Raw genomic sequence first — 26,391 nt, forward strand, 5'->3', positions numbered from 1 at the left:
TTCTTGCGTCTCGGCCTGAGAATGCGCAGTCCCTGCCGCGGAGAGCAGCATCGAGTGCACATTCCTGCGCGGCGAATGGACGCCCGGGTCACGGGTGGGAGCCGGTGCCCTTGCCGTTGTCGGTCGCGTCGTCCGTGGGGTCGTCGCTCGCACCCGCGGGCCCCGAAGCGTCACCCGTGGGCCCGGAGGCGCCACCGGTGGTCCCCGAGCTGCCGCCGGGGCCACCGGCGTGCGGCGTCGTGTCGTCCGGCTCGCGGGCAGCCGAGCCGGTCGCGCCCCCGGCCTGCCGCCGGCGACGCTCTTGCTCGAGGCGCCACAGGAAGTCAGGGTCGTCGTCGGGAGCGACGGGTGGGCGCGGGCTCCGGGCAGGGCGGGGACGGTTCTTGCGGCCGGAGTACCGCTGGATGAGCCAGGCGACGGCGCCGAACACCGGGAGCACGATGATGATCAGCATCCAGAGCGGCTTGGGCACGCCGCGTCGTTCGTCGTCGGTCGATCCTGCGCAGTCCGTGGCGGCGTAGACGATCAGCGCGATGACGGCGAGCGTGAGGAGGATGCGGAGCATGGCATCCACTCTAGGTCGAATACAGTGGACGGGTGCCGCTCGTGATCTACTCCCTCCTCCGCCTGGCGATCTTCATCGTCACCGTCGGCGTGCTCTACCTCGTCGGGATGGGCGGCTGGCTCGTCGTCCTGGTCGCGGCGATCATCGCGGCGGCCGTCTCCTACCTGGCGCTCGCGAAGCAGCGCGACGCCGCCGCGGTGTTCCTCGAGCATCGGGCCGCGCGGCGCACGCGGCGCCCCAGCACCGCGGATGCCGACGCCGCCGCCGAGGACGACGCGTCCTGAGCTGCCGGGCCGCAGCCCGGCCCGGACCAGCCGGGAACCTGCCGGGCCGCAGCCCAAACGGACCAGTGAGTCAGATCGCGAGCCCGAGGCCCAGCAGGATCCCGAACGCGAGCTCGAACATGCCCGTGCCGCCGAGCACGGGCACGAGCAGCCGGCCCCGCGCGCCCGCGAGGACCGCGAGCGACAGCAGTCCGGCCGGGACCGTGAGGACGAGCACGACAAGAGCCCAGGGGTTCGCGAGGGCGCAGGCGAGGCCGAGCACGACCGCCCCCCAGATCATGGCGACGTACCAGCGCCGTGCCCGCCGGTCGCCGAGGCGCACGGCGAGGGTGCGCTTGCCCGCAGTGAAGTCCGTCGGGATGTCCCGGATGTTGTTGACCATGAGGATCGCGCAGGCGATCAGCCCGATCGCCACCGCGCCAGCACCAGCGGCCCAGGAGACCGTGTGGGCCTGCGTGTAGGTGGTGCCGAGCACAGCGACGAGCCCGAAGAACACGAACACGAAGACCTCACCGAGCCCGCGGTAGCCGTACGGGTTCTTGCCCCCGGTGTAGAACCAGGCCGCGGCGATCGCGGCGGCGCCGACGGCGATCAGCCACCAGTGCCCGCTGCGCCAGACGAGCGCGAGCCCGAGCACGGCGCCGATGCCGAGGCTGAGCACCGCGGCGCGCTTGACCTGACCGGGCAGCGCGGCCCGCGACCCGGTCAGCCGCAAGGGACCGACGCGGGCGTCGTCCGTGCCGCGCACGCCGTCGGAGTAGTCGTTGGCGTAGTTGACCCCGACCTGCAGCGCGAGCGCGACGCCCAGGGCGAGGAGCGCAGCGAGGAGGTCGAAAGCGCCGAGCTCGGCCGCGGCGCCGGACCCGACGAGCACGGGGGCGGCAGCGGCGGGCAGGGTGCGGGGACGGGCGCCAGCGATCCACTGGGCGGTGGTGGCCATCAGTTCTCCGGTCTCGGGTCAGGGGCGGTGCGGGCGAGGTCGGCGGTCGCCCGCCGGTCCACCTTGCCAGGCCCCCGCAGGGGGAGCGCGTCGACGATCACGAGGCTACGCGGCGCTGACACAGCGCCGACGACGTCGCGCACCCGGGCGCGCACGGCGTCGAGCGTGGGCGCGTGCCCCGTGACGGTGGCGACCGCGACGACGCGCTGACCCCACGCGTCGTCGGGCACGCCGACGACGCAGACCTCGCCGAGGCCGCCCCAGCCGGCGAGCGCGGCCTCGACGGGCGCGACCGGGACGTTGACGCCTCCGGTGAGCACGACGTCGTCGGCCCGGCCCAGCACGTCGAGGTGCTGCGGTGGGCCCTCGTCGAGGACGCCGAGGTCCTGGGTGCGCAGGTGCCGCACCCCGGCCACGGTGAGAAAGGCGTCGGCGGTGGCGGCGGGGTCGTCGTACCCGTGGGCCAGGACGGGCCCGGCGATCAGGACGTGACCGGCGTCGTCGAGCGCGAGGCGCACCCCGTCGAGCGGGACGCCGTCGTACACGCAGCCGCCGCAGGTCTCCGACATGCCGTAGGTCGTCACGATCTTCAGCCCGGCGTCCGCGGCGCGCGCGGCGAGAGCGGGGCTGAGGGCCGCCCCGCCGACGAGGATCGCGTCGAACGAGAGCGCAGCGGCGAGCACGTCCCGGTCGGCGTCGTCGAGCAGGCGGTGCAGCTGGGTCGGCACGAGGGACGTGTACCGACGTCCGGCCGGCAGGGTGGCGGTCGCGGCGGCAAAGGCGCGGGGGCGGAACGGCCCCGGCGGGAGGACGACCGGCGCATGGCCGGCCACGGCGGCGCGGGCCAGCACCTGGAGGCCGGCGACGTGCGTGAGGGGCAGGGCGAGCAGCCAGCGGCCGGGCCCGCCGAGGCGCGCCGCCGTCGCGGTGATCGAGGCGAACAGGGCCTCCGAGCCGAGCCAGACTCGCCGAGGTATACCCGTGGACCCGGACGTCGTCACGACCGCAGCGACGTCGTCGGGGACGTCGTCCGGGATACGAGCGCCCGGGTCCTGCGCGAGCAGGGCAGGGCCGGTGCCGTCCAGCGCCTGGGCGACCACGCGGACGAGGTCGGCGTCCGCGAGCCGGGTGGCGGCGAGATCGAGCAACGAGCGGGGCACCGCACCAGCCTAGATCGGGCCGTACCCTGGTGCGGACGAAGACGACGATGAGGACGCGCGCCCGCGGCCTCACAACAGTGGGAGCAAGTGTGCAGAAGAAGACCGCCACCGCGAGGTCGCGCCAGGCCGCCGTCGCGATGATCCTCGCGAGCGTGCTGACCCTCACGGCGTGCACCGGGGACGAGGAGGTGACGCCGGCCCCGACGACGCCGACGGTCACCACGGACGCCACGGTCGAGCCCGACAAGACGGCCGTGCCGGAGCCCGTCCTGCCGACCACCTGGCCGCTGACCGGCGTCGAGGCCGAGGTCGCCGACCGGCCGGCCGTCGCCGTCAAGATCGAGAACACCTCCGCGGCCCGTCCGCAGTCAGGGCTCGAGGACGCCGACGTCGTCTGGGAGACCATCGTCGAGTTCGAGGTCTCGCGCTTCATCGCCGTCTTCCACTCGAAGACACCGGACGAGATCGGTCCCGTCCGCTCCGCGCGGCCCATGGACATCGCGATCGTCGAGCCGCTCGACGGCCTCTTCGCGTTCTCCGGTGCGCAGAGTCGCATGGTGACGCGCCTGGGGCGGTCCGAGCACCTGCAGCTGATCTCGAACGACGCTGGTGACGGCGGCATGTACCGGGTGCGCACCCGTGCGGCTCCCCACAACGTCTACGCGTCGGTCGACACCTTCCTCAAGGAGGCGAAGGACGGCCTCGGTGCTCCTGCCGAGCAGTTCGCGTTCGCGGGCTCTCTGGACGAGGCCACGGCGGTGACCGACGGCGCCGAGACCGGCTCGGTGTCGCTGCGGATGTCCGCCGCGGCCCGCCCGAGCTGGACGTGGAGCGCCGATCACGACGCGTGGCTCCGGTTCGAGAACGGCGCCAAGCACTCCTCGGCGGCGGGCAAGCAGCTCAAGGCGACGAACGTCGTGGTGATCGAGGCGAAGCAGGTCGACTCCGGGATGGACGCGCAGGGTGGCGCCATGGTGCCGGACTACAAGCTGGCCGGTGAGCGGGGCAAGGCTCTGGTCGCGACCGGCGGCAAGACGATCGAGGCGCGCTGGGCCAAGGGCGGCAGCGCCAAGCCGATGCGGCTCGAGACCGTCGACGGCGAGCCGCTCACGCTCGCCCCGGGCAACACCTGGGTCGAGCTTGTCCCGAGCCAGTCGGGCTCCTACTCGGTCGACTGACCCACTCTCGCCGGATCTCTTCGCTGGAGCACAGTCTGGCTCGGTCGACCCGAGCCAGACTGTGCTCTCACGGCTCCGGTGTCTCGGATCAGAAGTAGTAGGGGAACGCTGACCAGTCGGGGTCGCGGCGCTCGAGGAACGCGTCGCGGCCCTCGACGGCCTCGTCCGTCATGTAGGCCAGGCGCGTGGCCTCGCCGGCGAACACCTGCTGGCCGGCGAGCCCGTCGTCGGCGAGGTTGAAGGCGAACTTCAGCATCCGGATGGCCTGCGGCGACTTGGTCGCGATGATCTGCGCGTACTCGAGGGCGAGGTTCTCGACGTCGGCGTGGTCGGCGACCTCGTTCACGGCGCCCCACTCGTAGGCGTCCTGGGCGGAGTACTCGCGCGCGAGAAAGAAGACCTCGCGCGCCCGCTTCTGGCCCACCTGCCGGGCGAACAGCGCCGAGCCGTAGCCGGCGTCGAACGACCCGACGTTCGCGTCGGTCTGCTTGAAGCGCGCGTGCTCGCGGCTCGCGATCGACAGGTCCGCGACCACGTGCAGCGAGTGCCCGCCGCCCGCCGCCCAGCCGTTCACGACGGCGATGACGACCTTGGGCATGGTGCGCATGAGGCGCTGCACCTCGAGGATGTGCAGGCGCCCGGCCTGCGCGGGATCGATCGCGTCCGCCGTCACGGCATCGTTGTCGGTGACGTAGCGGTAGCCGTCACGGCCGCGGATGCGCTGGTCGCCGCCCGAGCAGAACGCCCAGCCGCCGTCCTTGGGGCTGGGGCCGTTGCCGGTGAGGATCACGGCGGCGACGTCGGAGCTCATGCGGGCGTGGTCCATGACCCGGTGCAGCTCGTCGACCGTGTGCGGCCGGAACGCGTTGCGCACCTCGGGGCGGTCGAAGGCGATGCGCACCACGGGGAGGTCGCGGGTGCCGTCGGCCGAGCGGTCCACACCCCGGTGGTAGGTGAGGTCCGTGAGGTCCTCGAACCCGGCGACGGTGCGCCACCGCTGCGGGTCGAACGTCTGCGAGACAGAGACAGGCAACGGCGGGAGCATCCGGTCGGTCATGGCTCACACCATAGTTGGACCGGGCGCTCCCGCCGGGCGCGGCGAGGTCAGCGCAGCGTCACAGGCCGCCGAGCACCTTCACGTCGAGCACGCCGAGGTCGACAGTCTTGCCCTTGACGGCCCGCACCTTCGTCGTGACGGGCTCGAGGTAGTACGGGTTCTTCCACGGCTCGTCCTGCTCCCACCGCGTGTCCGCGCCCTGCTCGGCCTCCCACAGGACCATCGTGTACGACTCCGACTCGAGTCCCGTGACCGCGGGGCGGTAGTTCTTCGCTCGGGCGGCGGACGTCTCGTGGGCGCAGGTCGCGCCCTGGCACGCCATGAAGATGTAGGTCGTGTGGACCGGCAGGCCCGACGACGCATACCGCGGGCTCGCGGTCACTGTCCCGCCGAGGCCGCCGTCCTTGAGGTTGAGGGTCCGGGACTTGGTCACCTTGACCTTGGAGTACACGCGGGGGGTGTAGCGGGACGGCCGGTTGTACTCGCCGAGCGAGTCGTCACGGGCCAGCACCTCGATGCGGAGGGTGGCGGGGATGACGTGCGTCGCGCGGTACCGCTTGCCTCGCAGCCGGTCGACCTCGATGCGGCCCTGCTGGGCGCTCGCCATGGTGGGCGCCCAGCGGTCCTGGTGCGTCCCCGCCAGGGTCACGGTCTTGCGCGTGACCTTCTTGGGCTTCAGGGCGCGGTGCTGCGAGGCCTTCACCGTGATGCGGGTCGTGTAGTACCGGTTGGCCTTCTCGTCGAGGTAGGTCAGGTGGTAGGTGCTCGGCACGACGTTGCGGAACACGTAGCGCCCCTTGCTCAGCGTGGTCGTGTGGACGACCTCGCGGCCACGGACCAGGGTGACCTCGCCGCGCGCCTGCTTGCCGGCGACCGTGAACCGGCCGCTGACCTTGCCGAGGTCCGTGCGGCGCTGCATCGTCAGGTCCGCCTTGGCATCCGCGCTGCCGACCACCACGGTGCGCACGTTGCCTCGGACCGCGGACTTGATGGTGGCGCTGACCTCGTAGGTCCCGGGAGCCATCTGCTCCAGGGTGAAGCGACCGGTCTTGTCCGTCCGCGTGTATCGCGGACGGGGGCCTCCCGCGTCGCGCCAGGACGTGGGCTTCCGGACGGCCTCGACGCTGCGGTTGGCCAACGGCTTGCCGTCGAGCGTGACCACACCCGAGAGCGTCGGGCTTGCCGATCGGTCCGAGAGCGTGAGCGAGACCTGGGCGAGGTCCCCGCTACGGAGCGCGACCTCGACGGGTGCAGCGACGCGGCCGTCGGACCTCGCCATGACGAGGTAGCGCCCCGGGATGAAGCCCTCCCGAAGGCTGGTCTCGTCCTTGTCGCCCTCCCAGACCCTCTCGCCATCGAGCCGCTGGACCTCGACGGACGCGTAGGCCGCCGCCGGCCCTCCGTGCACGGTCACGTCGAAGCCCGCCGCAGGGGCCAGCGTGTGGGTCCCGGTCGCGATGCTCGAGCCTGACCTGGCCTTGTACGGTGCCGGCGCCGTCCGCTGGTCCCACGCCTGAGCGCCACCTGAGCCGATCCAGATGGCTCGCGTGCTCGTGTCGTGCTGCGACCAGGCCACCACGTAGAACTGCGTGCCCGCGGCGGGCTGCGCCAGCGTGAACGTGCCGTCCTTGGCTGAAGTCGTGGACGACAAGGTGTCGCCGTTCGCGCCCGAGAGCTTGACGGTGAAGTCCGCGCGGGGCGATCCGTCGGGCGCGACGAGGGTCCCGGTGACGGTGAGGCCCGCGGCGCGCGCATCGGGGACGAGAGCTGGCGCCAGGAGGAGCGCGAGCGCCATCAGCGCGGCGATCGCTGCCTGCGCAGCGCGGGGGAGGGAAGGGGCCGGGACGGTCTGGGGCATCGTGCCAGTATGGAGGGCTTCTGGGTGCCTGACTAGGGGCCGGAGCGCCCTAGGGTGGGCTCGTGCACGTGTACTCCATCCCGCTGCGGACCCGCTTCCGCGGGATCGACGTGCGCGAGGGCCTGCTGGTGCAGGGCACCGCCGGGTGGGGCGAGTTCTCACCCTTCCGCGAGTACGACGACGCCGAGGCGGCCGCGTGGTGGCGTGCGGCTCGTGAGGCGGCGGAGGAGGGCTTCCCGGCGCCGGTCCGGGACGCGATCCCGGTCAACGTGACGGTCCCCGCGGTCGACGCCGAGCGCGCCCACGCGATCGTGCGCGCCTCGGGTGGCTGCACCACGGCCAAGGTGAAGGTCGCCGAGCCGGGTCAGAGCGAGGCGGACGAGATCGCCCGGCTGGAGGCTGTCCGGGACGCGCTGGGCCCGTCGGGCCGGATCCGCGTCGACGCGAACGGTGCGTGGGACGTCGAGACGGCGGTCGCGCGCCTGGCGGTCCTCGACCGGGCCGCGGGCGGTCTGGAGTACGCCGAGCAGCCGTGCGCGAGCGTCGCGGACCTGGCCGCGGTCCGACGCCGCGTGGCCGTGCCGGTCGCGGCCGACGAGTCGATCCGCCGTGCGAGCGACCCGTACGCGGTCGTGCGCGCCGAGGCCGCCGACGTGATCGTGCTGAAGGTCCAGCCGCTCGGCGGGGTCCGCGCGTGCCTGCGCCTCGCCGACGAGCTCGGGCTGCCGGTCGTGGTGTCCTCGGCCCTCGAGTCCTCGGTCGGGCTGGCCGCGGGGATCGCGCTCGCGGCTGCGCTGCCGGAGCTTCCCTATGCCTGCGGCCTCGCCACCGCGCACCTGTTCACCGACGACGTCACCGCCGAGCCGCTGCTGCCGCGGGACGGCATGATCGCCGTACGCCCCGTCGCCGCCGACGCCGCCGCGCTCGTCCGGACCGCCGCCTCCCCTGAGCAGGCGGGCTGGTGGCGCGACCGCCTCGCGCGCGTGCGCGTCCTCACCGAGCAGGAGCCCGCATGACGCCCCCGTCCGTCTCCGCAGCGCGCGAGCTCCTCGCGGCGCTCGCCGCACTGGGCCTGCGCGACCTCGTCCTCGCGCCGGGCTCGCGCTCCGCGCCGCTCGCGTACGCCGCCGCCGAGGCGGCCGACGCCGGGTGGTTGCGGCTGCACGTGCGGATCGACGAGCGCGCTGGAGGCTTCCTGGCGCTCGGCCTCGCCCGGGGTGCGGCTCTCGCGGGCGAGCCTCGCCCGGTGGCGGTCGTGACGACGTCGGGCACGGCCGTGGCCAACCTGCACCCCGCGGTGCTCGAGGCGCACCACGCCGGGGTGCCGCTCCTGCTGCTGACCGCGGACCGGCCGCACGAGCTCCGGGGGACCGGTGCCAACCAGACGACCGAGCAGGTCGGCATCTTCGCGGGCGCGGTGCGCTGGCAGGCGGACGTGCCCGCGCCGGACGGACGCGCGGGCGAGGCGCGAGACCTGCGGGCGCTGGCCGCGCGCGCGGTCGCGGCGGCGGTAGGGGCGCGCACCGGGTGGCCGGGGCCCGCGCACCTGAACCTGTCCTACCGCGACCCGCTCGCGCCCGAGGTGATCGTCGACGACGCCGCGCCGGTGGCGGAGGATCGTGGCCAGACGGGGCCGACGACGGCCAGCGAGCCCACCGTCGTCGTCGCGGCGGGGGAGCCTGCGGTCGACTGGCCGCTCGACGACCGCCCCACGGTTCTGGTCGCCGGCGACGGCGCGGGCCCGCGGGCGACGGCCCTCGCGGAGGCACGGGGCTGGCCGCTCCTCGCGGAGTCCGTCTCCGGCGCCGCCGGGGGACCCAACCTGGTTGCGGCGCACGCGCTCGTGCTCGCGGAGTCGGCGCTCGCGGACGACGTCGCGCGCGTGATCGTGCTGGGCCGGCCCACGCTGTCCCGACCGGTGCAGCGGCTGCTCGCGTCGGCGGGCGAGGTCGTCGTCGTCGCTCCCGGAGCGCAGCCGTGGCCGGACGCCGCGCGGCGGGCCGACGTGGTGCTGCCCGGGATCCCCGCCTCGTGGTGGGAGCCCTCGCCGTCCGACCACGCGTGGCTCGACCGATGGTGCGCCGCGGGCCAGCGCGCGGCTGACGCGGTGACCGCAGAGCTGGCCGCGCGCCCCACCCTCACGGGGCTCGCCGTGGCGCGTGCGGTCGCGGCAGACCTGGACGCGGGCGACGTGCTCGTCGTCGGCTCCTCGAACCCCGCGCGCGACCTCGACACGGCGGCCGTGTGGACGGAGCCGCCGTTCGTCGTCGCGAACCGAGGCCTGGCGGGCATCGACGGGCTGGTGTCCACAGCGACCGGCGTCGCGCTCGCGGCCCCCGCCGGGGCGCGGGTGCGCGCGTACGTCGGCGACCTCACGTTCCTGCACGACGTCGGCGGCCTGCTCGGGGCGCCAGGCGAGCCCGCGCCCGACCTCACGATCGTGGTCGCCAACGACCAGGGTGGGTCGATCTTCGCGGGCCTCGAGCACGGTGCGCTCGGGGCGACGACGCCCACGCGCGCGGCGACGTTCGAGCGCGTGTTCGGCACCCCCCACACGGTGGACCTGGCTGGCCTGTGCCGCGCCTACGGCGTCGGACACGTCGCGGTGCACGACGCCGCCGGGCTCGCTGAGGCTCTGGCGGCACCGAGCACGGGCGTCCGGGTCGTGGAGGCCCGCCTGACGCGCTCCGCCCGCCGCGACGACGACGCCGCCCTCCGCACCCGCCTCCGCGCGACCCCCCACCCACCCCGCTGACTGCACCCCGCCCCAGCCACAACGGTGAGTGCGTGATTTTGGCGGTGTTCTGCGCGGATCACACCGCCAAAATCACGCACTCAGCGGGGGAGGGGGGAGGGGGCGTGGGGGCGTTGAGCGGGGTGGATTCCCAGGAACTCCCCAGGTGAGGCCGAGGCTGCGCCCAGCACGGGCTGGTTGAGTAGGGGGCAACAAGGAGGACGACATGAACGAGAACGACGTGACGCCGACGACGCCCGGCCAGCCAGGTGCCGTGCACCCCGCCTCGAACCCGACGATGCCCATCCCGCGCCCGCCCGCGGGCCCGGTCCCGCCGCCCCCCGCCGCGGGCGCGCCGTACGGACTGGCTTTCGGTGCGACGCCCCCGAGCGGCCCCGGCACCGGCCCGGGCCCCGACGCCGGGCAGTCCCGCCCCGAGCGCGAGCGCCGCATGTGGCCCGCGATCGTCGGCACCGCGGCGCTCACCGCCGTCCTGGCGAGCGGCGGCAGCGTCCTGGCGATCAACGCGCTGGACGACGACGTCGCCCCCCAGTCCTCGACGTCGATCGCCGGCGGCTCGTCCAACATCTCGCTGACGACCGTCGGGGAGACCACGTGGGAGGAGATCGCCTCACAGGTCGCGCCGTCCGTCGTCGCGATCCAGGTCGCGACCTCGTCGGGCGAGGGCGAGGGCTCGGGCGTCATCATCGACGCGTCGGGCCGGATCGTCACGAACAACCACGTGGTTGCCGGCGCGAACAACGACACGGTGCAGGTGTCCCTGTCGGACGGTCGCATCTACGACGCGAAGATCGTCGGGCTCGACCCGTCGACCGACCTCGCGGTCGTCCAGCTGGTCGACCCGCCGCAGGACCTGCAGCCCGCCACCTTCGCGGACTCGGACAAGGTGCTGGTCGGCAACCCCGTGATGGCGGTCGGCAACCCCCTGGGGCTGGCGAACACGGTCACGACCGGGATCGTCTCGGCGCTGTCCCGCCCGGTCTCCACGATGGACGAGTCCTCGTACGTCGTGACGAACGCGATCCAGATCGACGCCGCGATCAACCCGGGCAACTCCGGGGGCCCGCTGTTCAACGCCGCGGGCGAGGTCATCGGCATCACCTCGTCGATCGCGACGCTCTCGAGCGGCTCCTCCCAGGCTGGCTCGATCGGCCTCGGCTTTGCCATCCCGTCGAACCTGGCGCGGTCCATCAGCGACCAGCTCATCGAGGACGGCGAGGCGGAGCACGCGTTCCTCGGCGTCTCGCTCTCGGACGCCACGGCGAGCGCCGACGGCGTCACGCGTCGCGGCGCGCGGGTCGAGGAGGTCACCGCCGGCTCACCGGCCGCCAACGCGGGGCTGCAGCGTGGCGACGTCATCGTGGCCCTCGACGGCACGTTCGTCACCGGCGCGGAGTCCCTGACCGCAGCCGTGCGGGAGCGGAGCTCCGGCAGCGAGGCGACGGTCACCTACGTGCGCGGCGAGCAGTCCGTCGACGTCGCGGTCACCTTCGCCACGCGTCCCGTCGAGGAGACCACCGACGAGAGCACCCAGGTGCCCGACGACGAGCCGTCCGGTGACACGTGGACGTGGCCCGGCTCGGACGAGTTCGACTGGTTCCCCGGCTCCGGGGACTGACCCACAGTTGTCCGGCGGCGGCCGTCCCCTCCGCCGCTGGATCCGGCTCCTTCCCCTGGGAGCCCAGAGAGGCCGGCGCGCGAGCGCCGGCCTCTCCTTGTTGTGCACGGGCGACGTCGTCAGCCCAGCGCGGACCGCATGGGCTCGAGCTTGGCCTCGGTCTCCGCAAGCTCGGCCTCCGGGTCCGAGGCTGCGACGATCCCGCAGCCCGCGAAGAGCCGCAGCTCGCACGGGTCCTCGGGGGAGAGCTCCGCGGACCGCAGCGCGATGCCCCACTCGCCGTCGCCGTCGGCCCCGAGCCAGCCGACCGGACCGGCGTACCGCGCCCGCTCGAGCCCCTCGATCTCGCGGATGAGGTCCCGGGCGACGAGCGTCGGCGTCCCGCACACGGCGGCCGACGGGTGCAGCGCGGCTGCGAGGGTCAGGCTGCTGACACCGGGGCGGTCGAGCACGCCCGTGACGTCGGTCGCCAGGTGCATGACGTTGGGCAGGTGCAGCACGAACGGCGCCTCGGGGACGTTCATCGACGTGCAGAACGGCTCGAGCTCGCGCGCCACCGAGGACACCGCGTACTCGTGCTCCTCGAGGTCCTTGGAGGACCGGGCGAGGTGGGCGGCGTGGACGAGGTCGGCGTCGTCGTCCCCGGTGCGCCGCACGGTGCCCGCCAGGACGCGGGAGATCGCGAGGCCCTTCTCGCTGCGCACGAGCAACTCGGGGGTGGCGCCGACCATGCCGTCGACGGAGAACGTCCAGCAGCCGGGGTAGGAGCCGGCGAGGCGCTGCAGGAGCCAGCGCGGGTCGACGGGGGCCGCCGTGCGGGCGACGACCTCGCGGGCCAGGACGACCTTGTCGAGCGCGCCGGAGCGGATGCGCGCGACCGCCTGCGTGACGATGTCGAGCCACTCCTCGGCGGTGCGCGAGCCGGCGGAGTAGGTGACGCGGCCGGGCCCGCGCACGGGCTCCGCGCCGACGCTGAGGAGCTCGGCGAGCGTGGGCTGGGCGGGGCCCGTCTCCGCGGTGTCGGGCGTGACCGTGGTGACCCACGCGGTCGAGCCGCGGCGTCCGACGACGACGGCGGGCACCACGAGGACGCCGCCCGCGCCCGACGACGGGTCGAACGAGAACGAGCCGAAGGCGACGGGTCCCGTCCCGGGTGCGCGCACGTCGTCGTGCACGGTCATGGTCTGCAGCAGGTGGCCCCACGCGGACTCCGCGCGGGAGAACTGGGCGTCGCCGGTGGTCTCGATGCGCGCGACCTCGCCCCAGGCGACCAGACCGTCGCCGCGGCGCACCCAGCTGAGCGAGGAGTCCGCGGGCAGGAAGTCCAGGAGCGCGGCGGGGTCGGCGTCGGCGCTGGGGAGGTCGAGCGGCGTCGTGCGCACGACCAGCCGCGCGGGCGCGGCAATCAGGTGCTCGGCCGACGCGAGCGAGCTGTCGATATTCATCGCCCCCATGGTAGATCCGCCCGCCAGCAGCTCTGTCCCCCCACCAGCAGCTCTCTCCCCCCGCTGAGTGCGTACTTTTGGCGGTGTTTCGCGCGTCAAACACCGCCAAAAGCACGCACTCACGGGAGGGGGGAGGGGGGTGGGGAGGGGGTCAGCGGACGGGCGGGCGTGGGAGGATCGGGGAATGTCGCGTGCCAGCCTGGAGAAGAAGCCCCACGAGGTCGCCTCGATGTTCGACGGCATCGCCCGTCGGTACGACCTCACCAACGACCTCATCTCGCTCGGCCAGGATCGCCGGTGGCGCCGCCTCACGGTCGACGCGATCGGCGCGATGCCCGGGGAGCGCGTGCTCGACCTCGCCGCGGGCACCGGTGCCTCGAGCGAGCCGCTGGCCGACGCGGGCGTGCGCGTCGTCCCCTGCGACTTCTCGATCGGCATGCTGCAGGTCGGCAAGCAGCGCCGCCCGGACCTCAGCTTCACCGCGGGCGATGCGACACACCTGCCGTTCGCGGACGAGAGCTTCGACGCCGTGACGATCTCGTTCGGCCTGCGCAACGTGGTGGACACCCCGGCGGCGCTCGCGGAGATGCTGCGCGTGACCCGGCCGGGCGGACGCATCGTCATCTGCGAGTTCTCCGACCCCACCTGGGCGCCCTTCCGGGTGGTCTACCAGAACTACCTGATGCGCGCGCTGCCCAAGGTCGCCGGGCTCGTGACCAAGGACGCGGGCTCCTACGAGTACCTCGCCGAGTCGATCCGCGCCTGGCCCGACCAGGTGGGCCTGGCGACCCTCATGAAGGACGCCGGCTGGAGAGACGTGGCGTACCGGAACGTGTCGGGCGGCATCGTCGCGCTGCACCGGGCGACTCGCCCGCGCTGAGCCGCAAGAGCCCAAAGTCCCGATCCGACGTCGTCTGGGCCCTTGGTCCCGGCGGCCCTCCGCGGGGTGAGGCTTACCTTGGCAGACAGGTCCGCAGCCCGAGACTAGGGTGACGGGAGCTTGTGACCTCGTTCACCCAGGTCCCGCTACCGATCCGCCCTGGCCGTGACCCGGCCTTCTGCTAGACGACGTGCAAGGATGCGCCAGATGCCCCAGTTACACGACGACGACGCCGACGTCATCGTCGTCGGAGCCGGGCCCGGGGGCGCGACCGCCGCCCATTACTGTGCGGCAGCGGGCCTCAAGGTCCTGGTCCTCGAGAAGGCCGAGTTCCCGCGCGACAAGATCTGCGGCGACGGCCTGACGCCGCGCGCCGTCAGCGAGCTCGTCAAGATGGGCGTGCCGATCGAGGAGAACGACGGCTGGATCCGCAACAAGGGGCTGCGTGTGATCGGCGGCGGTCATCGCCTCGAGCTCGAGTGGCCCGAGCTGTCCTCGTACCCGTCGTTCGGCCTGGCGAAGGCCCGCACGAGCTTCGACCAGCTGCTCGTCGAGCACGCCCGCAGCACCGGCGCCGAGATCCGCGAGCGCATGAACGTCACCGGCCCGGTCCTCGACGAGCGCACCGGTCGCGTCGTCGGCGTCACGGCCCGCCCCGTGGACGGCAACGGCCGACGTGCGGGCGAGGAGCAGACGTTCCGCGCGCCCGTGGTGATCGCGGCGGACGGCGTCTCCGCCCGCATGGCCACGGCCCTCGGCATCGCCAAGCGTGACGACCGCCCCATGGGCGTGGCCGTGCGCACCTACTTCACGACGCCGCGCCACACGGACCCGTGGATGGAGTCGCACCTCGAGCTGTGGGAGGGCAAGCCGCACGAGTCCGCGCTGCTGCCCGGCTACGGCTGGATCTTCGCGCTCGGTGACGGCAGCGTGAACGTCGGCCTCGGCTCGGTGAGCTCGCGCGCCCAGGCGACGAAGATCGACTACAAGGACCTGTTCGCGACGTGGATGAAGAACGCCCCCGCGGAGTGGGAGTTCACGCCGGACCACCAGCTCGGCCCGGTGCGCGGCGCCGCGCTGCCGATGGCCTTCAACCGCAAGCCCCTGTACACCCGCGGGCTGATCCTCGTGGGCGACGCGGGCGGCATGGTCTCGCCGTTCAACGGCGAGGGCATCGCCTACGCCATGCAGGCCGCCCGGGTGGCGGCCGACGTCGTTGCCCAGGCGCGCTCGCGGGGCACCGCCGCGGCACGCGAGAAGGCGCTCGAGCGCTACCCGGCGATCATGTCGCAGGATCTCGGCGGGTACTACAGGCTGGGCACCATGTTCGTGAAGATCATCGAGCACCCGCAGATCATGCGTCTGCTCACCAAGCACGGCCTGCCGCGTCCGTTGCTGATGCGCTTCACGATCAAGCTACTGTCTGACTGTTACGAGCCACATGGTGGTGACCTCGTCGACCGCGTGATCGCGGGTCTCACCAAGGTGGTGCCAGCGGCATGACCGCACGTCGAGCGTCTGGACGGACGAGGAGAGCAACGCGATGACCAACCCCTACGTGCCGCTGCTGTTCCTGATGGGCGTGGCCATGGTGCTCGCCCTGGGCGGGCTCGGCGCCAGCGCCGTGCTCGGGCCCAAGCGCTACAACCGCGCGAAGCTCGAGGCCTACGAGTGCGGCATCGACCCGACGCCCAACGCCATCGGTGGCGGACGGTTCCCGATCAAGTACTACCTGGTCGCGATGACGTTCATCATCTTCGACATCGAGGTCGTGTTCCTCTACCCGTGGGCCGTCGACTTCGGCACGCTGGCGATGTTCGGCCTCGTCGCCATGCTGGCCTTCCTCGCGCTGATCACCGTGCCGTTCGTGTACGAGTGGCGCCGCGGCGGCTTCGAGTGGGACTGACCGGACAAGGACGCGAGGAGACACACAGATGAGCGACCAGTCGTCAGGCTTCCTGCTGAGCACCGTCGAGGAGTTCGCGGGCTGGGCCCGCAAGGCCTCCATGTGGCCGGCCACCTTCGGCCTCGCGTGCTGCGCGATCGAGATGATGGCCGCGGGCACCTCGCGGTACGACCTCTCGCGCTTCGGCATGGAGGTCTTCCGCGCGTCCCCGCGCCAGGCGGACCTCATGATCGTCGCGGGGCGGGTGAGCCAGAAGATGGCGCCCGTCGTGCGCCAGGTCTACGACCAGATGCCCGAGCCCAAGTGGGTCATCGCGATGGGCGTGTGCGCGTCCTCGGGCGGCATGTTCAACAACTACGCGATCGTCCAGGGCGTCGACCACATCGTGCCTGTGGACGTGTACCTGCCGGGCTGCCCGCCGCGTCCGGAGATGCTGATCAACGCGATCCTCGCGCTGCACTCGCAGGTGCAGAACGGACCGATCCTGCCGGGCAGCCGCAAGGCGGTGGCGAAGGCCGTCGAGGCGGCGGCGCTCGAGGCCACCCCGACGCACCAGATGAAGGGCCTGCTGCGATGAGCGACGACCTCACCGAGCGCGACGTCACCCCGGGCGGCGACGTCGCCGTGCCCGGGCCCGAGGGCCACCGCCGCCTCGAGGTTGTCGAGGTCCGCGAGGGCATGTTCGGGACCCACGGCACGGGCGACACCTCCGGCTTTGGCGGCCTCGTGCGCCCGGTCGAGATGCCCTCCCCGAGCGAGCGCCCCTACGGGGGCTGGTTCGACGAGGTCGTCGACGTGCTGATCGAGGTGCTGGACGCCCAGGAGCCAGGCCTCGCGGCGCGCGCGATCGAGGCGGTCGTGGTCGACCGCGGCGAGCTGACGCTGCACGTGGTGCGCGAGCACGTGCGCGACGTCTGCCAGGCGCTGCGCGACGACCAGGACCTGCGGTTCGAGCTGAGCCTCGGGGTCTCCGGCGTGCACTTCCCCCACGCGGTGGACCGCGAGCTGCACGCCGTCTACCACCTGACGTCGATCACCCACGGGCGCTCCCTGCGCCTGGACGTCGCGGTCCCCGACGCCGACCCGCACATCCCGTCCACCGTCGCGGTCTACCCGACGAACGACTGGCACGAGCGCGAGACCTGGGACTTCTTCGGCATCATCTTCGACGGCCACCCGGCGCTCGCCCGCATCGAGATGCCCGACGACTGGCCCGGGCACCCGCAGCGCAAGGACTACCCGCTGGGCGGCATCGAGGTCGAGTACAAGGGCGCGACCATCCCGGCCCCCGACACCAGGAGGTCGTACTCGTGAGCACGAGCACGCAGCGTCCCTACGCGACGCCCCCCGCCAGCAGCCCGTACGCCGAGCAGGACACCCCCACGTTCGAGGCCTACGGCGGCGACTGGTCCGAGATCGCCGAGGAGGCCGCGCGCCTGGGCGAGGAGCGGATCGTCGTCAACATGGGTCCGCAGCACCCGTCGACGCACGGCGTGCTGCGCCTCATGCTCGAGATCGACGGCGAGACCGTCACCGAGGCCCGCGCGGGGATCGGCTACCTGCACACGGGCATCGAGAAGAACATGGAGTTCCGCACCTGGACGCAGGGCGTGACGTTCTGCACCCGCATGGACTACCTCGCGCCGTTCTTCCAGGAGGCCGCGTTCTGCCTCGGCGTCGAGAAGCTCCTCGACATCACCGACGACGTGCCCGAGCGCGCGTCGGTGATCCGGGTGCTCCTCATGGAGCTCAACCGCGTGTCCTCCCACCTCATCGCGCTCGGCACGGGCGGCAACGAGATGGGCGCCACCACGATCATGACGACGGCGTTCACCGCCCGCGAGGAGATCCTCAAGATCTTCGAGGCGATCACCGGCCTGCGCATGAACCACGGGTTCATCCGCCCCGGCGGCGTCCCGCAGGACACCCCGCCCGGGATCGTCGACGACGTCCGCAAGGCCCTGAAGCTGGTGCGCCACTACCTGGGCCAGCTCAGCGACCTGATGCTCGCGAACCCCATCTTCAAGGGCCGCCTCGTCGGCGTCGGGCACCTGAGCCTGGCCGCGTGCATGGGTCTGGGCATGACCGGCCCGGTGCTGCGCTCGGCGGGCCTGCCGTACGACGTGCGCAAGGCCAAGCCGTACTCCGGCTACGAGACGTACGACTTCGAGGTCCCCGTGCTCCAGGGCGCGGACTCCTACGACCGCGTCGTGCTCCGCATCGAGGAGTGCTACCAGTCGATGAAGATCGTCGAGCAGACCCTCGAGCGCCTCGAGGCGACCGCAGGCCAGCCCGTCATGGTCGCCGACAAGAAGATCGCCTGGCCCGCGCAGCTAGCGGTCGGCGCGGACGGTCAGGGCAACTCGTTCGAGCACATCCGCGAGATCATGGGCACCTCGATGGAGTCCCTGATCCACCACTTCAAGCTCGTCACCGAGGGCTTCCGCGTGCCGGCCGGCCAGGTGTGGCAGTCGGTCGAGGCGCCCCGCGGCGAGCTCGGGGTGCACCTCGTGTCCGACGGCGGTACGCGCCCCTACCGCGCGCACTTCCGCGACCCTTCGTTCAACAACCTGCAGGCCGTGTCGATGATGTGCGAGGGCGGCCAGCTGGCCGACGTCGTCGTCGCCGTGGCCTCGCTCGACCCCGTGCTGGGAGGAGTGGACCGATGAGCGGTTTCACCGCGGACGTCCGCACACGACTGGACGACGACGCCGCGCAGATCGTCGCCCGCTACCCCGAGGCGCGCTCGGCGCTCCTGCCGCTGCTGCACCTCGTGCAGTCGGAGGAGGGGTTCATCTCCCGCAACGGGATCGAGTTCTGCGCGCAGACGCTCGGCCTGTCCACGGCGGACGTGTCCGCCGTGGCGACGTTCTACTCGCAGTACAAGCGCCGCCCCAACGGTGAGTACACGGTCGGGGTCTGCACCAACACCCTGTGCGCGATCATGGGCGGCGACGAGATCTTCGCTACCCTCGCGGAGCGGCTGGGCGTCGGGCACGACGAGACCACGCCGGACGGCACGATCACCCTCGAGCGGATCGAGTGCAACGCGGCGTGCGACTACGCGCCCGTGATGATGATCAACTGGGAGTTCTTCGACAACCAGACGCCCGAGTCCGCGAGCGACGTCGTCGACCGGCTGCTGGCGGGGGAGAAGGTCGGCCCCAGCCGTGGCGCGAACGACGTCGCGAGCTTCAAGCAGGTCTCGCGGGTCCTCGCGGGCTTCGACGACGGACGGGCCGACGAGGGCGTGGCCGCAGGCGCCCCGAGCCTCGTCGGGCTCGAGATCGCGAAGGAGCACGGCTGGAAGGCCCCCTCCCTGGACGGCAGCGACGACGCTGCGGCCACGACGCCCGAGCCGGGCGGCACGCCGGGCGACCAGGCCGAGCCGGACACGGGCGAGGAGCAGTCCAGCGCGGACCGCCAGCCCACCACGCCGCAGGACACCGACCCGACGACCAAGACCAGCGCGGACAAGACCTCGGCGGAGACCAAGGACGACGCCGCCGGGGCGTCCGGCGAGGGCACGAAGGAGTCATGATGGCCCAGCTCACGCCCGTCCTGACCGCGAACTGGGGCGACGACAAGCCCTGGACGCTCGAGGGGTACACGGCCTCGGGCGGCTACGCCGCGCTGCGGCAGTCGCTCGGCATGGACGCCGGTGACCTCGTCAGCATGGTCAAGGCCTCCGGCCTGCGCGGCCGTGGCGGCGCCGGGTTCCCCACGGGCATGAAGTGGGGCTTCCTGCCCGCGCCCGACGGCGGCCCGCGCTACCTGGTCGTCAACGCCGACGAGTCCGAGCCCGGGACCTGCAAGGACATCCCGCTCATGCTCGCCAACCCGCACGTGCTCGTGGAGGGTGTGGCGATCACGTCCTACGCGATCGGCTGCCACCACGCGTTCATCTACGTGCGCGGCGAGGTCGTGCACGTGTACCGCCGCCTGCTCAAGGCCGTCGCGGACGCCTACGCGGCTGGCCACCTGGGCAAGAACATCCACGGGTCCGGCTTCGACCTCGACGTCACCGTGCACGCCGGCGCCGGCGCGTACATCTGCGGCGAGGAGACCGCGCTCCTCGACTCCCTCGAGGGTCGCCGCGGCCAGCCGCGCCTGAAGCCCCCGTTCCCGGCCGTCGCGGGCCTGTACGCGCGCCCGACGGTCGTCAACAACGTCGAGTCGATCGCGTCGGTCCCCGCGATCGTGACCGGCGGTGCGGACTGGTTCACGTCGATGGGCACCGAGAAGTCCGCGGGCCACGGCATCTTCTCCCTGTCGGGGCACGTCACCCGCCCGGGCCAGTACGAGGCGCCGCTCGGCATCACGCTGCGCGAGCTGCTCGAGATGGCCGGGGGCGTCCGCGAGGGCCACGAGCTGAAGTTCTGGACGCCGGGCGGGTCTTCGACGCCGATCTTCACCGCCGAGCACCTCGACGTCCCGCTGGACTACGAGTCCGTCGGTGCGGCCGGCTCGATGCTCGGCACGCGCGCGCTGCAGATCTTCGACGAGACCACCTCGGTGGTCCGCGCCGTGGCGCGGTGGACCGATTTCTACGCGCACGAGTCCTGCGGCAAGTGCACGCCGTGCCGCGAGGGTACCTACTGGCTGAAGCAGGTGCTGCACCGCCTCGAGGCGGGCGACGGCGAGGAGGGCGACATCGACACGCTCCTCGACGTGTGCGACAACATCCTCGGGCGTGCCTTCTGCGCGCTCGGCGACGGCGCGACGTCGCCCATCACCTCCGCGATCAAGTACTTCCGTGAGGAGTTCGAGGCAGGCATGCACACGCCCGCGAGCGAGCTGTTCCCGCCGAACCGCTCCGCGCTGTTCGACTACACGCCGCGCCGGACCGGCGCCGCAGCAGGGGTGGTGCCGGCATGACCGCGACGACCGACAAGCAGGCAGTCTCGACGGCCACGCAGGCGGCGGCGACGCCGAAGCCGGCCGACTCCGTCACGTTCATCATCGACGGCGTCGAGACGACCGTCCCCAAGGGGACGCTCGTGATCCGCGCCGCCGAGGACATCGGCATCCAGATCCCGCGGTTCTGCGACCACCCGCTGCTCAGGCCCGCCGGCGCGTGCCGCCAGTGCCTGGTGGACGTCGCTGCGCCGGACCGCGAGGGCAACGTCCGCCCGATGCCCAAGCCGCAGACGTCCTGCACGCTCGAGGCGACGCCGGGCATGGTCGTCAAGACCCAGCACACGTCCCAGTCCGCGGACAAGGCGCAGCAGGGCATCATGGAGATGCTGCTGATCAACCACCCGCTCGACTGCCCCACCTGCGACAAGGGCGGCGAGTGCCCCCTGCAGAACCAGGCGATGAGCAACGGCCGGCCGCGCACGCGCTTCATCGACATCAAGCGCACGTTCCCCAAGCCGATCCGGATCTCCACGCAGATCCTCCTGGACCGTGAGCGCTGCGTGCTGTGCCAGCGCTGCACGCGCTTCACCAAGGAGATCGCGGGCGACAACTTCATCGACCTGCAGAAGCGCGGCGCGATGCAGCAGATCGGTCGCTTCGACGAGGGCGTCCTGGGCTACGCGCTGCCCGACGGCGCCAACCAGCCCGTGGGCGCTGCGCTCGAGGACGAGAGCGGCCAGCCGTTCACGTCCTACTTCTCGGGCAACACCGTGCAGATCTGCCCGGTGGGCGCGCTCACGAGCGCGGCGTACCGCTTCCGGGCGCGGCCGTTCGACCTCGTGTCGACGCCGGCGATCGCCGAGCACGACGCGTCGGGCTCCGCGATCCGCGTGGACCACCGCCGCGGCGTCGTGGTGCGCCGCCTCGCGGGCGACGACCCTGCGGTGAACGAGGAGTGGATCACCGACAAGGACCGCTTCGCGTACACCTGGCAGACCGCGCCGGACCGCCTCACGCACCCGCTGGTGCGCGACCGGCTGGCGGACGGCTCGCGCGGCGAGCTCCGTGCCGCGAGCTGGGTCGAGGCGTTCGGCGTCGCCGCGCTGGGCCTTGCCGCGGCAAAGTCCGAGGGCGGCGTCGGCGTGCTGCCGGGCGGTCGCCTGACCATCGAGGACGCCTACACGTACGCGAAGTTCGCGCGCGTCGTCCTCGGCACCAACGACATCGACCACCGAGCACGCCCGCACTCCGACGAGGAGGAGGCGTTCCTCGGCCACGCGGTCGCGGCGAGCGGCCTGCGGGTCACGTTCGGCGACCTCGAGAACGCGCCGGCTGTGCTGCTCGCCGGCCTCGAGGCCGAGGAGGAGGCCGGTACGGTCTTCCTCCGCCTGCGCAAGGGTGTGCAGGCGCGCAAGGTCCGCGTGTTCTCCGTGGCGCCGTTCGCCTCGCGGGGTCTCGAGCGCCTCGACGGCACGCTGCTGCCCGCGGCCCCCGGGACCGAGGGCGAGGTGCTCGCGGCGATGGCCGGCGGGACCACCGACCCTGCCGTGAGCGCGGCCGTGGAGGCCCTGGGAGCCGACGGCGCGGTGATCGCCGTGGGCGAGCGCCTCGCCTCCGTCCCCGGCGCGCTGACCGCGGTGCTCGACCTCGCCCGGCGCACGGGCGCACGCGTGGCCTGGATCCCGCGCCGCGTCGGCGAGCGCGCGGGCGTCGAGCTCGGCACGCTGCCGAGCCTCCTGCCCTTCGGCCGGCCGGTCGCGGACGCGGCCGCGCGGGTCGACATGGCCGCGGCGTGGGACGCGCCCACGCTCCCCGAGACCCCGGGCCGCAACCTCGGGCAGATCCTCGAGGCGCTCGCCGCGGGCCAGCTCAAGGGCGTCGTCCTCGGCGGCCTCGAGCTCGCCGACCTTCCCGACCCCGCAGCGGCGCGCGCCGCGCTCGAGGCGGCCGACATCGTCGTCAGCCTCGAGGTGCGTGCGAGCGACGCCACGGCGCTGGCCGACGTCGTGCTGCCCGTCGCCCCGCCGGTGGAGCGGGCCGGGTCGTACTGGAACTGGGAGGGCCGCGTGCGGACCTTCGGCCAGGCGCTCGACTCCTCCGCGATGCCCGACCACCGCGCGCTCGACGGCCTGGCCGCCGAGATGGGCGTGGCGCTCGGCGCCGCGACCGGCACGCAGGTGCGCGCGGAGCTGGACCAGCTCGGCGTGTGGGAGGGGGAGCGTCTGGCCGCCCCGAGCACCACGCCGACGACGCCTGCGCCGGTCGGTGCCGGCGAGGCCGTGCTCGCGACGTGGCGCATGCTGCTCGACGCGGGCCGCGGTCAGGACGGCGAGCCGCACCTGGCCGGGACGGCGCGCAAGCCGGTCGCGCGGGTCTCCGCCGCGACGGCGTCCGCCGTGGGTGTCGCCGACGGCGCACCGCTGCGCGTGGTGACCGACCGGGGTGCGATCGAGCTGCCCGCCGTCGTCACCACGATGCCCGACCACGTGGTGTGGCTGCCGACGAACTCGCCCGGGTGCGCGGTGCGTGCGACCCTCGGGGTCGACGCCGGTGCACGCGTGCGGCTCGAGCAGGGCGCCGCACCTGCGGTGACGACCGACGCACGAGTCGAGGAGGAGGCGTGATGGGCGCGCACATGCTGGCCCTGCTGCCGTTCGAGACGCCGGGCGTGCCCGGCATCAAGGCGGACTTCAGCCAGGACAACGGCTGGGTCTACCTGATCAAGGCCGTGCTCATCCTGGTCTTCCTGCTCACCAGCGTGCTGTTCGCGCTGTGGTTCGAGCGCCGCCTGGTTGCTCGCATGCAGGTCCGTCCCGGCCCCAACGTGCACGGGCCGCTCGGCCTGTTCCAGGCGATCGCGGACGCGGTGAAGCTCCTGATCAAGGAGGACATCACCGTCAAGGCCGCGGACAAGGTCGTCTACATCATCGCGCCGATCATCTCGGTGTTCTGCTCGTTCCTGGTCTTCGCGGTCATCCCGTTCGGGCCGGAGGTCCGGATCCCGTTCACGGACTTCGTGACTCCCGCGCAGCTGACGGACTTCCCCGTCGCGGTGCTGTACATCCTGGCCTGCGCTGCGCTCGGCGTGTACGGGATCGTGCTCGGTGGCTGGTCCTCGGGCTCGACGTACCCGCTGCTCGGCGGGGTGCGGTCTACCGCCCAGGTGATCTCCTACGAGCTCGCCATGGGCCTCGCGCTCGTGTCCGTGTTCATCGTCGCCGGCTCGATGTCGACGTCCGAGATCGTCGAGTCGCAGACGGCTTTCTGGTGGTTCCTGCCGCTGTTCCCCGCGTTCATCCTCTACATCGTGTCGATGATCGGTGAGACCAACCGCCTGCCGTTCGACCTCCCGGAGGCCGAGGGCGAGCTGGTCTCGGGCTACATGACCGAGTACTCGTCGATGAAGTTCGCCTGGTTCTTCCTGGCGGAGTACATCAACATGATCAACGTCTCGGCCGTCGCCACCACCCTGTTCTTCGGGGGCTGGCGTGCGCCGTGGCCGCTCTCGGCGATCAACGACGGCATGTTCAACACCGGCTGGTGGCCGATCCTCTGGTTCGTCGCCAAGGTCTGGCTGTTCATGTTCGTCTTCGTGTGGGTGCGCGGCACGTTGCTGCGGTTCCGCTACGACCAGTTCATGAAGCTCGGCTGGAAGGTGATGATCCCGATCGCCCTCGCCTGGGCGGCGGCCGTCGCGATCTACCGTGGCCTCGACGAGTTCACCGACATCAGCGACCGGACGTTCATCTTCACCTTCCTCGGGATCGCGGCGGTGGCCCTCGCGGCGTCGTTCCTGATTCCCGAGAAGAAGCCCGAGCAGGCCGACGACGACGCACCGTTCGACGCGTTCGCCGACGGCTTCCCGGTGCCCCCGCTGCCCGGGCAGCAGCTGCCGCCGTCGCCGCGCGCCGGGCGGCGCGAGCCCGTGGCCGCCGCCCCGGCCGAGCTGACCGACCACAAGGAGGAGCCCGGTGTCTGAGATCCCGCAGAAGAGCGCGATCGGCGAGCTGTTCGCACCGCTCGCCGGGTTCGGCGTGACGTTCTCGAACCTGTTCCGGCCGACGGTGACCGAGCAGTACCCGTTCGAGAAGGTCCCGACCAAGCCGCGCTACCACGGCCGCCACCAGCTCAACCGCTACGCGGACGGGCTGGAGAAGTGCATCGGCTGCGAGCTGTGCGCCTGGGCGTGCCCCGCGGACGCGATCTACGTCGAGGGCGCGGACAACGCTGACCTTCCCGACGGCGCGCACGTCTCGCCGGGAGAGCGTTACGGCCGCGTGTACCAGATCAACTACCTGCGGTGCATCTTCTGCGGGCTGTGCATCGAGGCGTGCCCCACGCGCGCGCTCACGATGACCAACGAGTACGAGCTCTCGAGCCCCACCCGCAAGGACATGATCTTCGAGAAGCAGGACCTCCTGGCCCCGCTGCACGAGGGCATGCTCGCCGGGCCGCACCCCATGGTCGGCGGCGCCGAGGACGTGAACTACTACCGCGGCGAGGTCACCGGCCCCACCGCGGAGCAGGTCGACTGGGTGCGCGAGCAGCGCCCCGACGACCCCACCCTGGACAGCGCCAGCAAGGCCGCGCGCGGCGAGACCACGCTGAGCGACCCGGCACTCATGCGCGACGCAGCAGACGGAGGCGCCCGATGATGGCAAGCTCGGGGGAGGCAGCACTCTTCTGGGTGCTGGCCCCGCTCATGGTGCTGGCGGCCCTCGGGCTCGTCCTCGCCCGCAAGGCCGTGTACGCCGCCCTGTCGATGATCTTCGTGATGATCGCGCTGGCCGTCCTGTACGTCGCCCAGGAGGCACCGTTCCTCGGCATCGTCCAGGTCGTCGTGTACACCGGCGCCGTGATGATGCTCTTCGTCTTCGTCCTCATGCTCGTCGGAGTGGACGCGAGCCCGTCGCGGGTAGAGACCATCAAGGGGCAGCGGTTCGCCGGCATCCTGATGTCCGTCGGCCTCGGAGTGCTGCTCATCACCGTGGTCTCGCGCGCGACGTTCGCGCCGGCCGTCGGTCTCGAGGCCGCCAACGGTGCCACGAACCCGGTCGGGGTGGCGCGCGTGCTGATGAGCGACTTCGTGTTCGACATGGAGGTCGTCGCGGTGCTGCTCGTCACCGCCGCGCTGGCCGCCCTGGTGCTCACCCACCGCCGTCAGCTCGTGCGCAAGCCGGGCCAGAAGGAGCTCGCGGACCAGCGCGTGCGGTCCGGCAAGCACCTGGTCAACCTCCCGGCACCGGGCGTCTACGCCCGCCACAACGCGATGGACGTCCCCGCGCTCGACCCGTACGGCAACCCGATCGAGGCCTCGGTCTCGCGCGTGCTGCGCGTGCGCGGCCAGGAGCGCCACCTCGACGCCGAGGTCACGACGCTCCCCGCCCCCCGCTCGGTACCCGAGATCGCCACCCCGGCAAACGAGGGACCGGCGACGGACGCGACGACGTCGGCGCCCGCCAACACGGAGGCCGCGGACCGCGGCCAGGACGCCGAGCACACCACGCGACCCGACGCCGCGGAGGGGACCCGCTGATGGAGATCACCAACTACCTCGTGCTGGCGGCGATCCTCTTCGCCATCGGTTGCGCGACGGTCCTGCTGCGGCGCAGCGCGATCATCGTGTTCATGGGCATCGAGCTGATGCTCAACGCGACGAACCTCGCGTTCGTGACCTTCGCGCGGATGCACGGCGACCTCTCGGGGCAGGTGATCGCCTTCTTCGTGATGGTGGTCGCGGCCGCGGAGGTCGTGGTGGGCCTCGCGATCATCGTCGCGATCTTCCGCACCCGGAAGTCGGCCTCGGTCGACGACGTCAACCTGCTGAAGGGCTGAGCCGACGATGCTGAACCTGCTCCCCGTGCCCGTCGAGTCCACCGACTGGG

Annotated in this window: 24 protein-coding genes; 18 read left to right on the top strand and 6 right to left on the bottom strand. The window is 72.4% G+C overall.

Annotation, left to right across the window (positions count from 1 at the left end; genetic code table 11):
• Positions 1 to 88 precede the first annotated feature (88 nt).
• Entirely contained in the window at positions 89 to 565 is a 477-nt protein-coding gene (locus tag BMZ30_RS01300; protein ID WP_093374349.1) for a PLD nuclease N-terminal domain-containing protein, read from the bottom strand.
• A gap of 32 nt (positions 566 to 597) precedes the next feature.
• Between BMZ30_RS01300 and BMZ30_RS01305 the strand changes: the two genes are divergently transcribed.
• Positions 598 to 849 carry a DUF4229 domain-containing protein gene (locus BMZ30_RS01305; RefSeq protein ID WP_093374351.1) on the top strand — a complete coding sequence of 84 codons (252 nt, stop codon included), beginning with the start codon at positions 598 to 600 and terminating at the stop codon, positions 847 to 849.
• A gap of 70 nt (positions 850 to 919) precedes the next feature.
• On the opposite strand, the gene BMZ30_RS01310 is transcribed toward BMZ30_RS01305, so the two are convergent.
• Together BMZ30_RS01310 and BMZ30_RS01315 are read right to left on the bottom strand one after the other, a co-directional pair.
• Complete coding sequence (locus BMZ30_RS01310) at positions 920 to 1,789, bottom strand: 1,4-dihydroxy-2-naphthoate polyprenyltransferase (RefSeq protein ID WP_093374353.1); 870 nt, start codon at positions 1,787 to 1,789, stop codon at positions 920 to 922.
• Entirely contained in the window at positions 1,789 to 2,949 is a 1,161-nt protein-coding gene (locus BMZ30_RS01315; protein ID WP_093374355.1) for an AMP-binding protein, read from the bottom strand. The genes BMZ30_RS01310 and BMZ30_RS01315 overlap by 1 nt, the downstream gene beginning before the upstream one ends.
• Positions 2,950 to 3,038: 89 nt before the next feature.
• Between BMZ30_RS01315 and BMZ30_RS01320 the strand changes: the two genes are divergently transcribed.
• Positions 3,039 to 4,127 (top strand): DUF3048 domain-containing protein, encoded by a 1,089-nt coding sequence (locus BMZ30_RS01320; RefSeq protein ID WP_229828344.1) that lies wholly within the window; start codon positions 3,039 to 3,041, stop codon positions 4,125 to 4,127.
• A gap of 88 nt (positions 4,128 to 4,215) precedes the next feature.
• On the opposite strand, the gene BMZ30_RS01325 is transcribed toward BMZ30_RS01320, so the two are convergent.
• The gene (locus BMZ30_RS01325) at positions 4,216 to 5,184 is read right to left on the bottom strand and encodes a 1,4-dihydroxy-2-naphthoyl-CoA synthase (RefSeq protein WP_229828342.1); all 969 of its coding nucleotides are present in this window, start codon (positions 5,182 to 5,184) and stop codon (positions 4,216 to 4,218) included.
• A gap of 58 nt (positions 5,185 to 5,242) precedes the next feature.
• The gene (locus tag BMZ30_RS01330) at positions 5,243 to 7,042 is read right to left on the bottom strand and encodes a carboxypeptidase regulatory-like domain-containing protein (protein ID WP_093374357.1); all 1,800 of its coding nucleotides are present in this window, start codon (positions 7,040 to 7,042) and stop codon (positions 5,243 to 5,245) included.
• 62 nt (positions 7,043 to 7,104) lie between these two features.
• Between BMZ30_RS01330 and BMZ30_RS01335 the strand changes: the two genes are divergently transcribed.
• From BMZ30_RS01335 to BMZ30_RS01345, 3 genes are all read left to right on the top strand, one after another.
• A complete protein-coding gene (locus BMZ30_RS01335; RefSeq protein WP_093374359.1) occupies positions 7,105 to 8,058 on the top strand; it encodes an o-succinylbenzoate synthase in 954 nt (317 codons plus the stop codon).
• Positions 8,055 to 9,797 (top strand): 2-succinyl-5-enolpyruvyl-6-hydroxy-3-cyclohexene-1-carboxylic-acid synthase, encoded by a 1,743-nt coding sequence (gene menD / locus BMZ30_RS01340; protein ID WP_093374361.1) that lies wholly within the window; start codon positions 8,055 to 8,057, stop codon positions 9,795 to 9,797. Before BMZ30_RS01335 ends, menD begins: the two co-directional genes overlap by 4 nt.
• Positions 9,798 to 10,002: 205 nt before the next feature.
• Entirely contained in the window at positions 10,003 to 11,415 is a 1,413-nt protein-coding gene (locus BMZ30_RS01345) for a S1C family serine protease (RefSeq protein ID WP_093374363.1), read from the top strand.
• 119 nt (positions 11,416 to 11,534) lie between these two features.
• Here BMZ30_RS01345 and BMZ30_RS01350 read toward each other — a convergent pair whose 3' ends face one another.
• Positions 11,535 to 12,860 (bottom strand): isochorismate synthase, encoded by a 1,326-nt coding sequence (locus BMZ30_RS01350; RefSeq protein WP_093375624.1) that lies wholly within the window; start codon positions 12,858 to 12,860, stop codon positions 11,535 to 11,537.
• Between the two features lie 184 nt (positions 12,861 to 13,044).
• Between BMZ30_RS01350 and BMZ30_RS01355 the strand changes: the two genes are divergently transcribed.
• From BMZ30_RS01355 to nuoK, 13 genes are all read left to right on the top strand, one after another.
• A complete protein-coding gene (locus BMZ30_RS01355) occupies positions 13,045 to 13,740 on the top strand; it encodes a demethylmenaquinone methyltransferase (RefSeq protein ID WP_093374365.1) in 696 nt (231 codons plus the stop codon).
• A 207-nt stretch (positions 13,741 to 13,947) separates the two neighbouring features.
• Positions 13,948 to 15,243: a geranylgeranyl reductase family protein gene (locus BMZ30_RS01360; protein WP_177191241.1), complete on the top strand. Its 1,296-nt coding sequence runs from the start codon at positions 13,948 to 13,950 to the stop codon at positions 15,241 to 15,243.
• Positions 15,244 to 15,283: 40 nt separating this feature from the next.
• Complete coding sequence (locus BMZ30_RS01365) at positions 15,284 to 15,646, top strand: NADH-quinone oxidoreductase subunit A (RefSeq protein ID WP_093374370.1); 363 nt, start codon at positions 15,284 to 15,286, stop codon at positions 15,644 to 15,646.
• Positions 15,647 to 15,674: 28 nt separating this feature from the next.
• Positions 15,675 to 16,223, top strand: a complete 549-nt coding sequence (locus tag BMZ30_RS01370; protein ID WP_093374371.1) for an NADH-quinone oxidoreductase subunit B — start codon at positions 15,675 to 15,677, stop codon at positions 16,221 to 16,223.
• Positions 16,220 to 16,960 (top strand): NADH-quinone oxidoreductase subunit C, encoded by a 741-nt coding sequence (locus BMZ30_RS01375; protein ID WP_093374373.1) that lies wholly within the window; start codon positions 16,220 to 16,222, stop codon positions 16,958 to 16,960. Before BMZ30_RS01370 ends, BMZ30_RS01375 begins: the two co-directional genes overlap by 4 nt.
• On the top strand, positions 16,957 to 18,315 hold the full coding sequence (locus tag BMZ30_RS01380; protein WP_093374375.1) for an NADH-quinone oxidoreductase subunit D: 1,359 nt from the start codon (positions 16,957 to 16,959) through the stop codon (positions 18,313 to 18,315). Before BMZ30_RS01375 ends, BMZ30_RS01380 begins: the two co-directional genes overlap by 4 nt.
• Complete coding sequence (nuoE, locus tag BMZ30_RS01385; protein WP_093374377.1) at positions 18,312 to 19,187, top strand: NADH-quinone oxidoreductase subunit NuoE; 876 nt, start codon at positions 18,312 to 18,314, stop codon at positions 19,185 to 19,187. The genes BMZ30_RS01380 and nuoE overlap by 4 nt, the downstream gene beginning before the upstream one ends.
• Positions 19,184 to 20,524, top strand: coding sequence for an NADH-quinone oxidoreductase subunit NuoF (gene nuoF, locus BMZ30_RS01390; RefSeq protein WP_093374379.1), 1,341 nt, complete (start codon positions 19,184 to 19,186; stop codon positions 20,522 to 20,524). The genes nuoE and nuoF overlap by 4 nt, the downstream gene beginning before the upstream one ends.
• A complete protein-coding gene (locus BMZ30_RS01395) occupies positions 20,521 to 23,130 on the top strand; it encodes an NADH-quinone oxidoreductase subunit G (RefSeq protein WP_093374381.1) in 2,610 nt (869 codons plus the stop codon). Before nuoF ends, BMZ30_RS01395 begins: the two co-directional genes overlap by 4 nt.
• Positions 23,130 to 24,485: an NADH-quinone oxidoreductase subunit NuoH gene (gene nuoH, locus BMZ30_RS01400; protein WP_093374383.1), complete on the top strand. Its 1,356-nt coding sequence runs from the start codon at positions 23,130 to 23,132 to the stop codon at positions 24,483 to 24,485. Before BMZ30_RS01395 ends, nuoH begins: the two co-directional genes overlap by 1 nt.
• Complete coding sequence (gene nuoI, locus BMZ30_RS01405; RefSeq protein WP_093374385.1) at positions 24,478 to 25,161, top strand: NADH-quinone oxidoreductase subunit NuoI; 684 nt, start codon at positions 24,478 to 24,480, stop codon at positions 25,159 to 25,161. Before nuoH ends, nuoI begins: the two co-directional genes overlap by 8 nt.
• Complete coding sequence (locus BMZ30_RS01410; RefSeq protein ID WP_093375626.1) at positions 25,161 to 26,042, top strand: NADH-quinone oxidoreductase subunit J; 882 nt, start codon at positions 25,161 to 25,163, stop codon at positions 26,040 to 26,042. The genes nuoI and BMZ30_RS01410 overlap by 1 nt, the downstream gene beginning before the upstream one ends.
• On the top strand, positions 26,042 to 26,341 hold the full coding sequence (gene nuoK / locus BMZ30_RS01415) for an NADH-quinone oxidoreductase subunit NuoK (protein WP_093374387.1): 300 nt from the start codon (positions 26,042 to 26,044) through the stop codon (positions 26,339 to 26,341). The genes BMZ30_RS01410 and nuoK overlap by 1 nt, the downstream gene beginning before the upstream one ends.
• Positions 26,342 to 26,391: the final 50 nt, after the last annotated feature.

The organism is Flavimobilis marinus (assembly GCF_900113055.1).
GTDB classification, from domain to species: domain Bacteria; phylum Actinomycetota; class Actinomycetes; order Actinomycetales; family Cellulomonadaceae; genus Flavimobilis; species Flavimobilis marinus.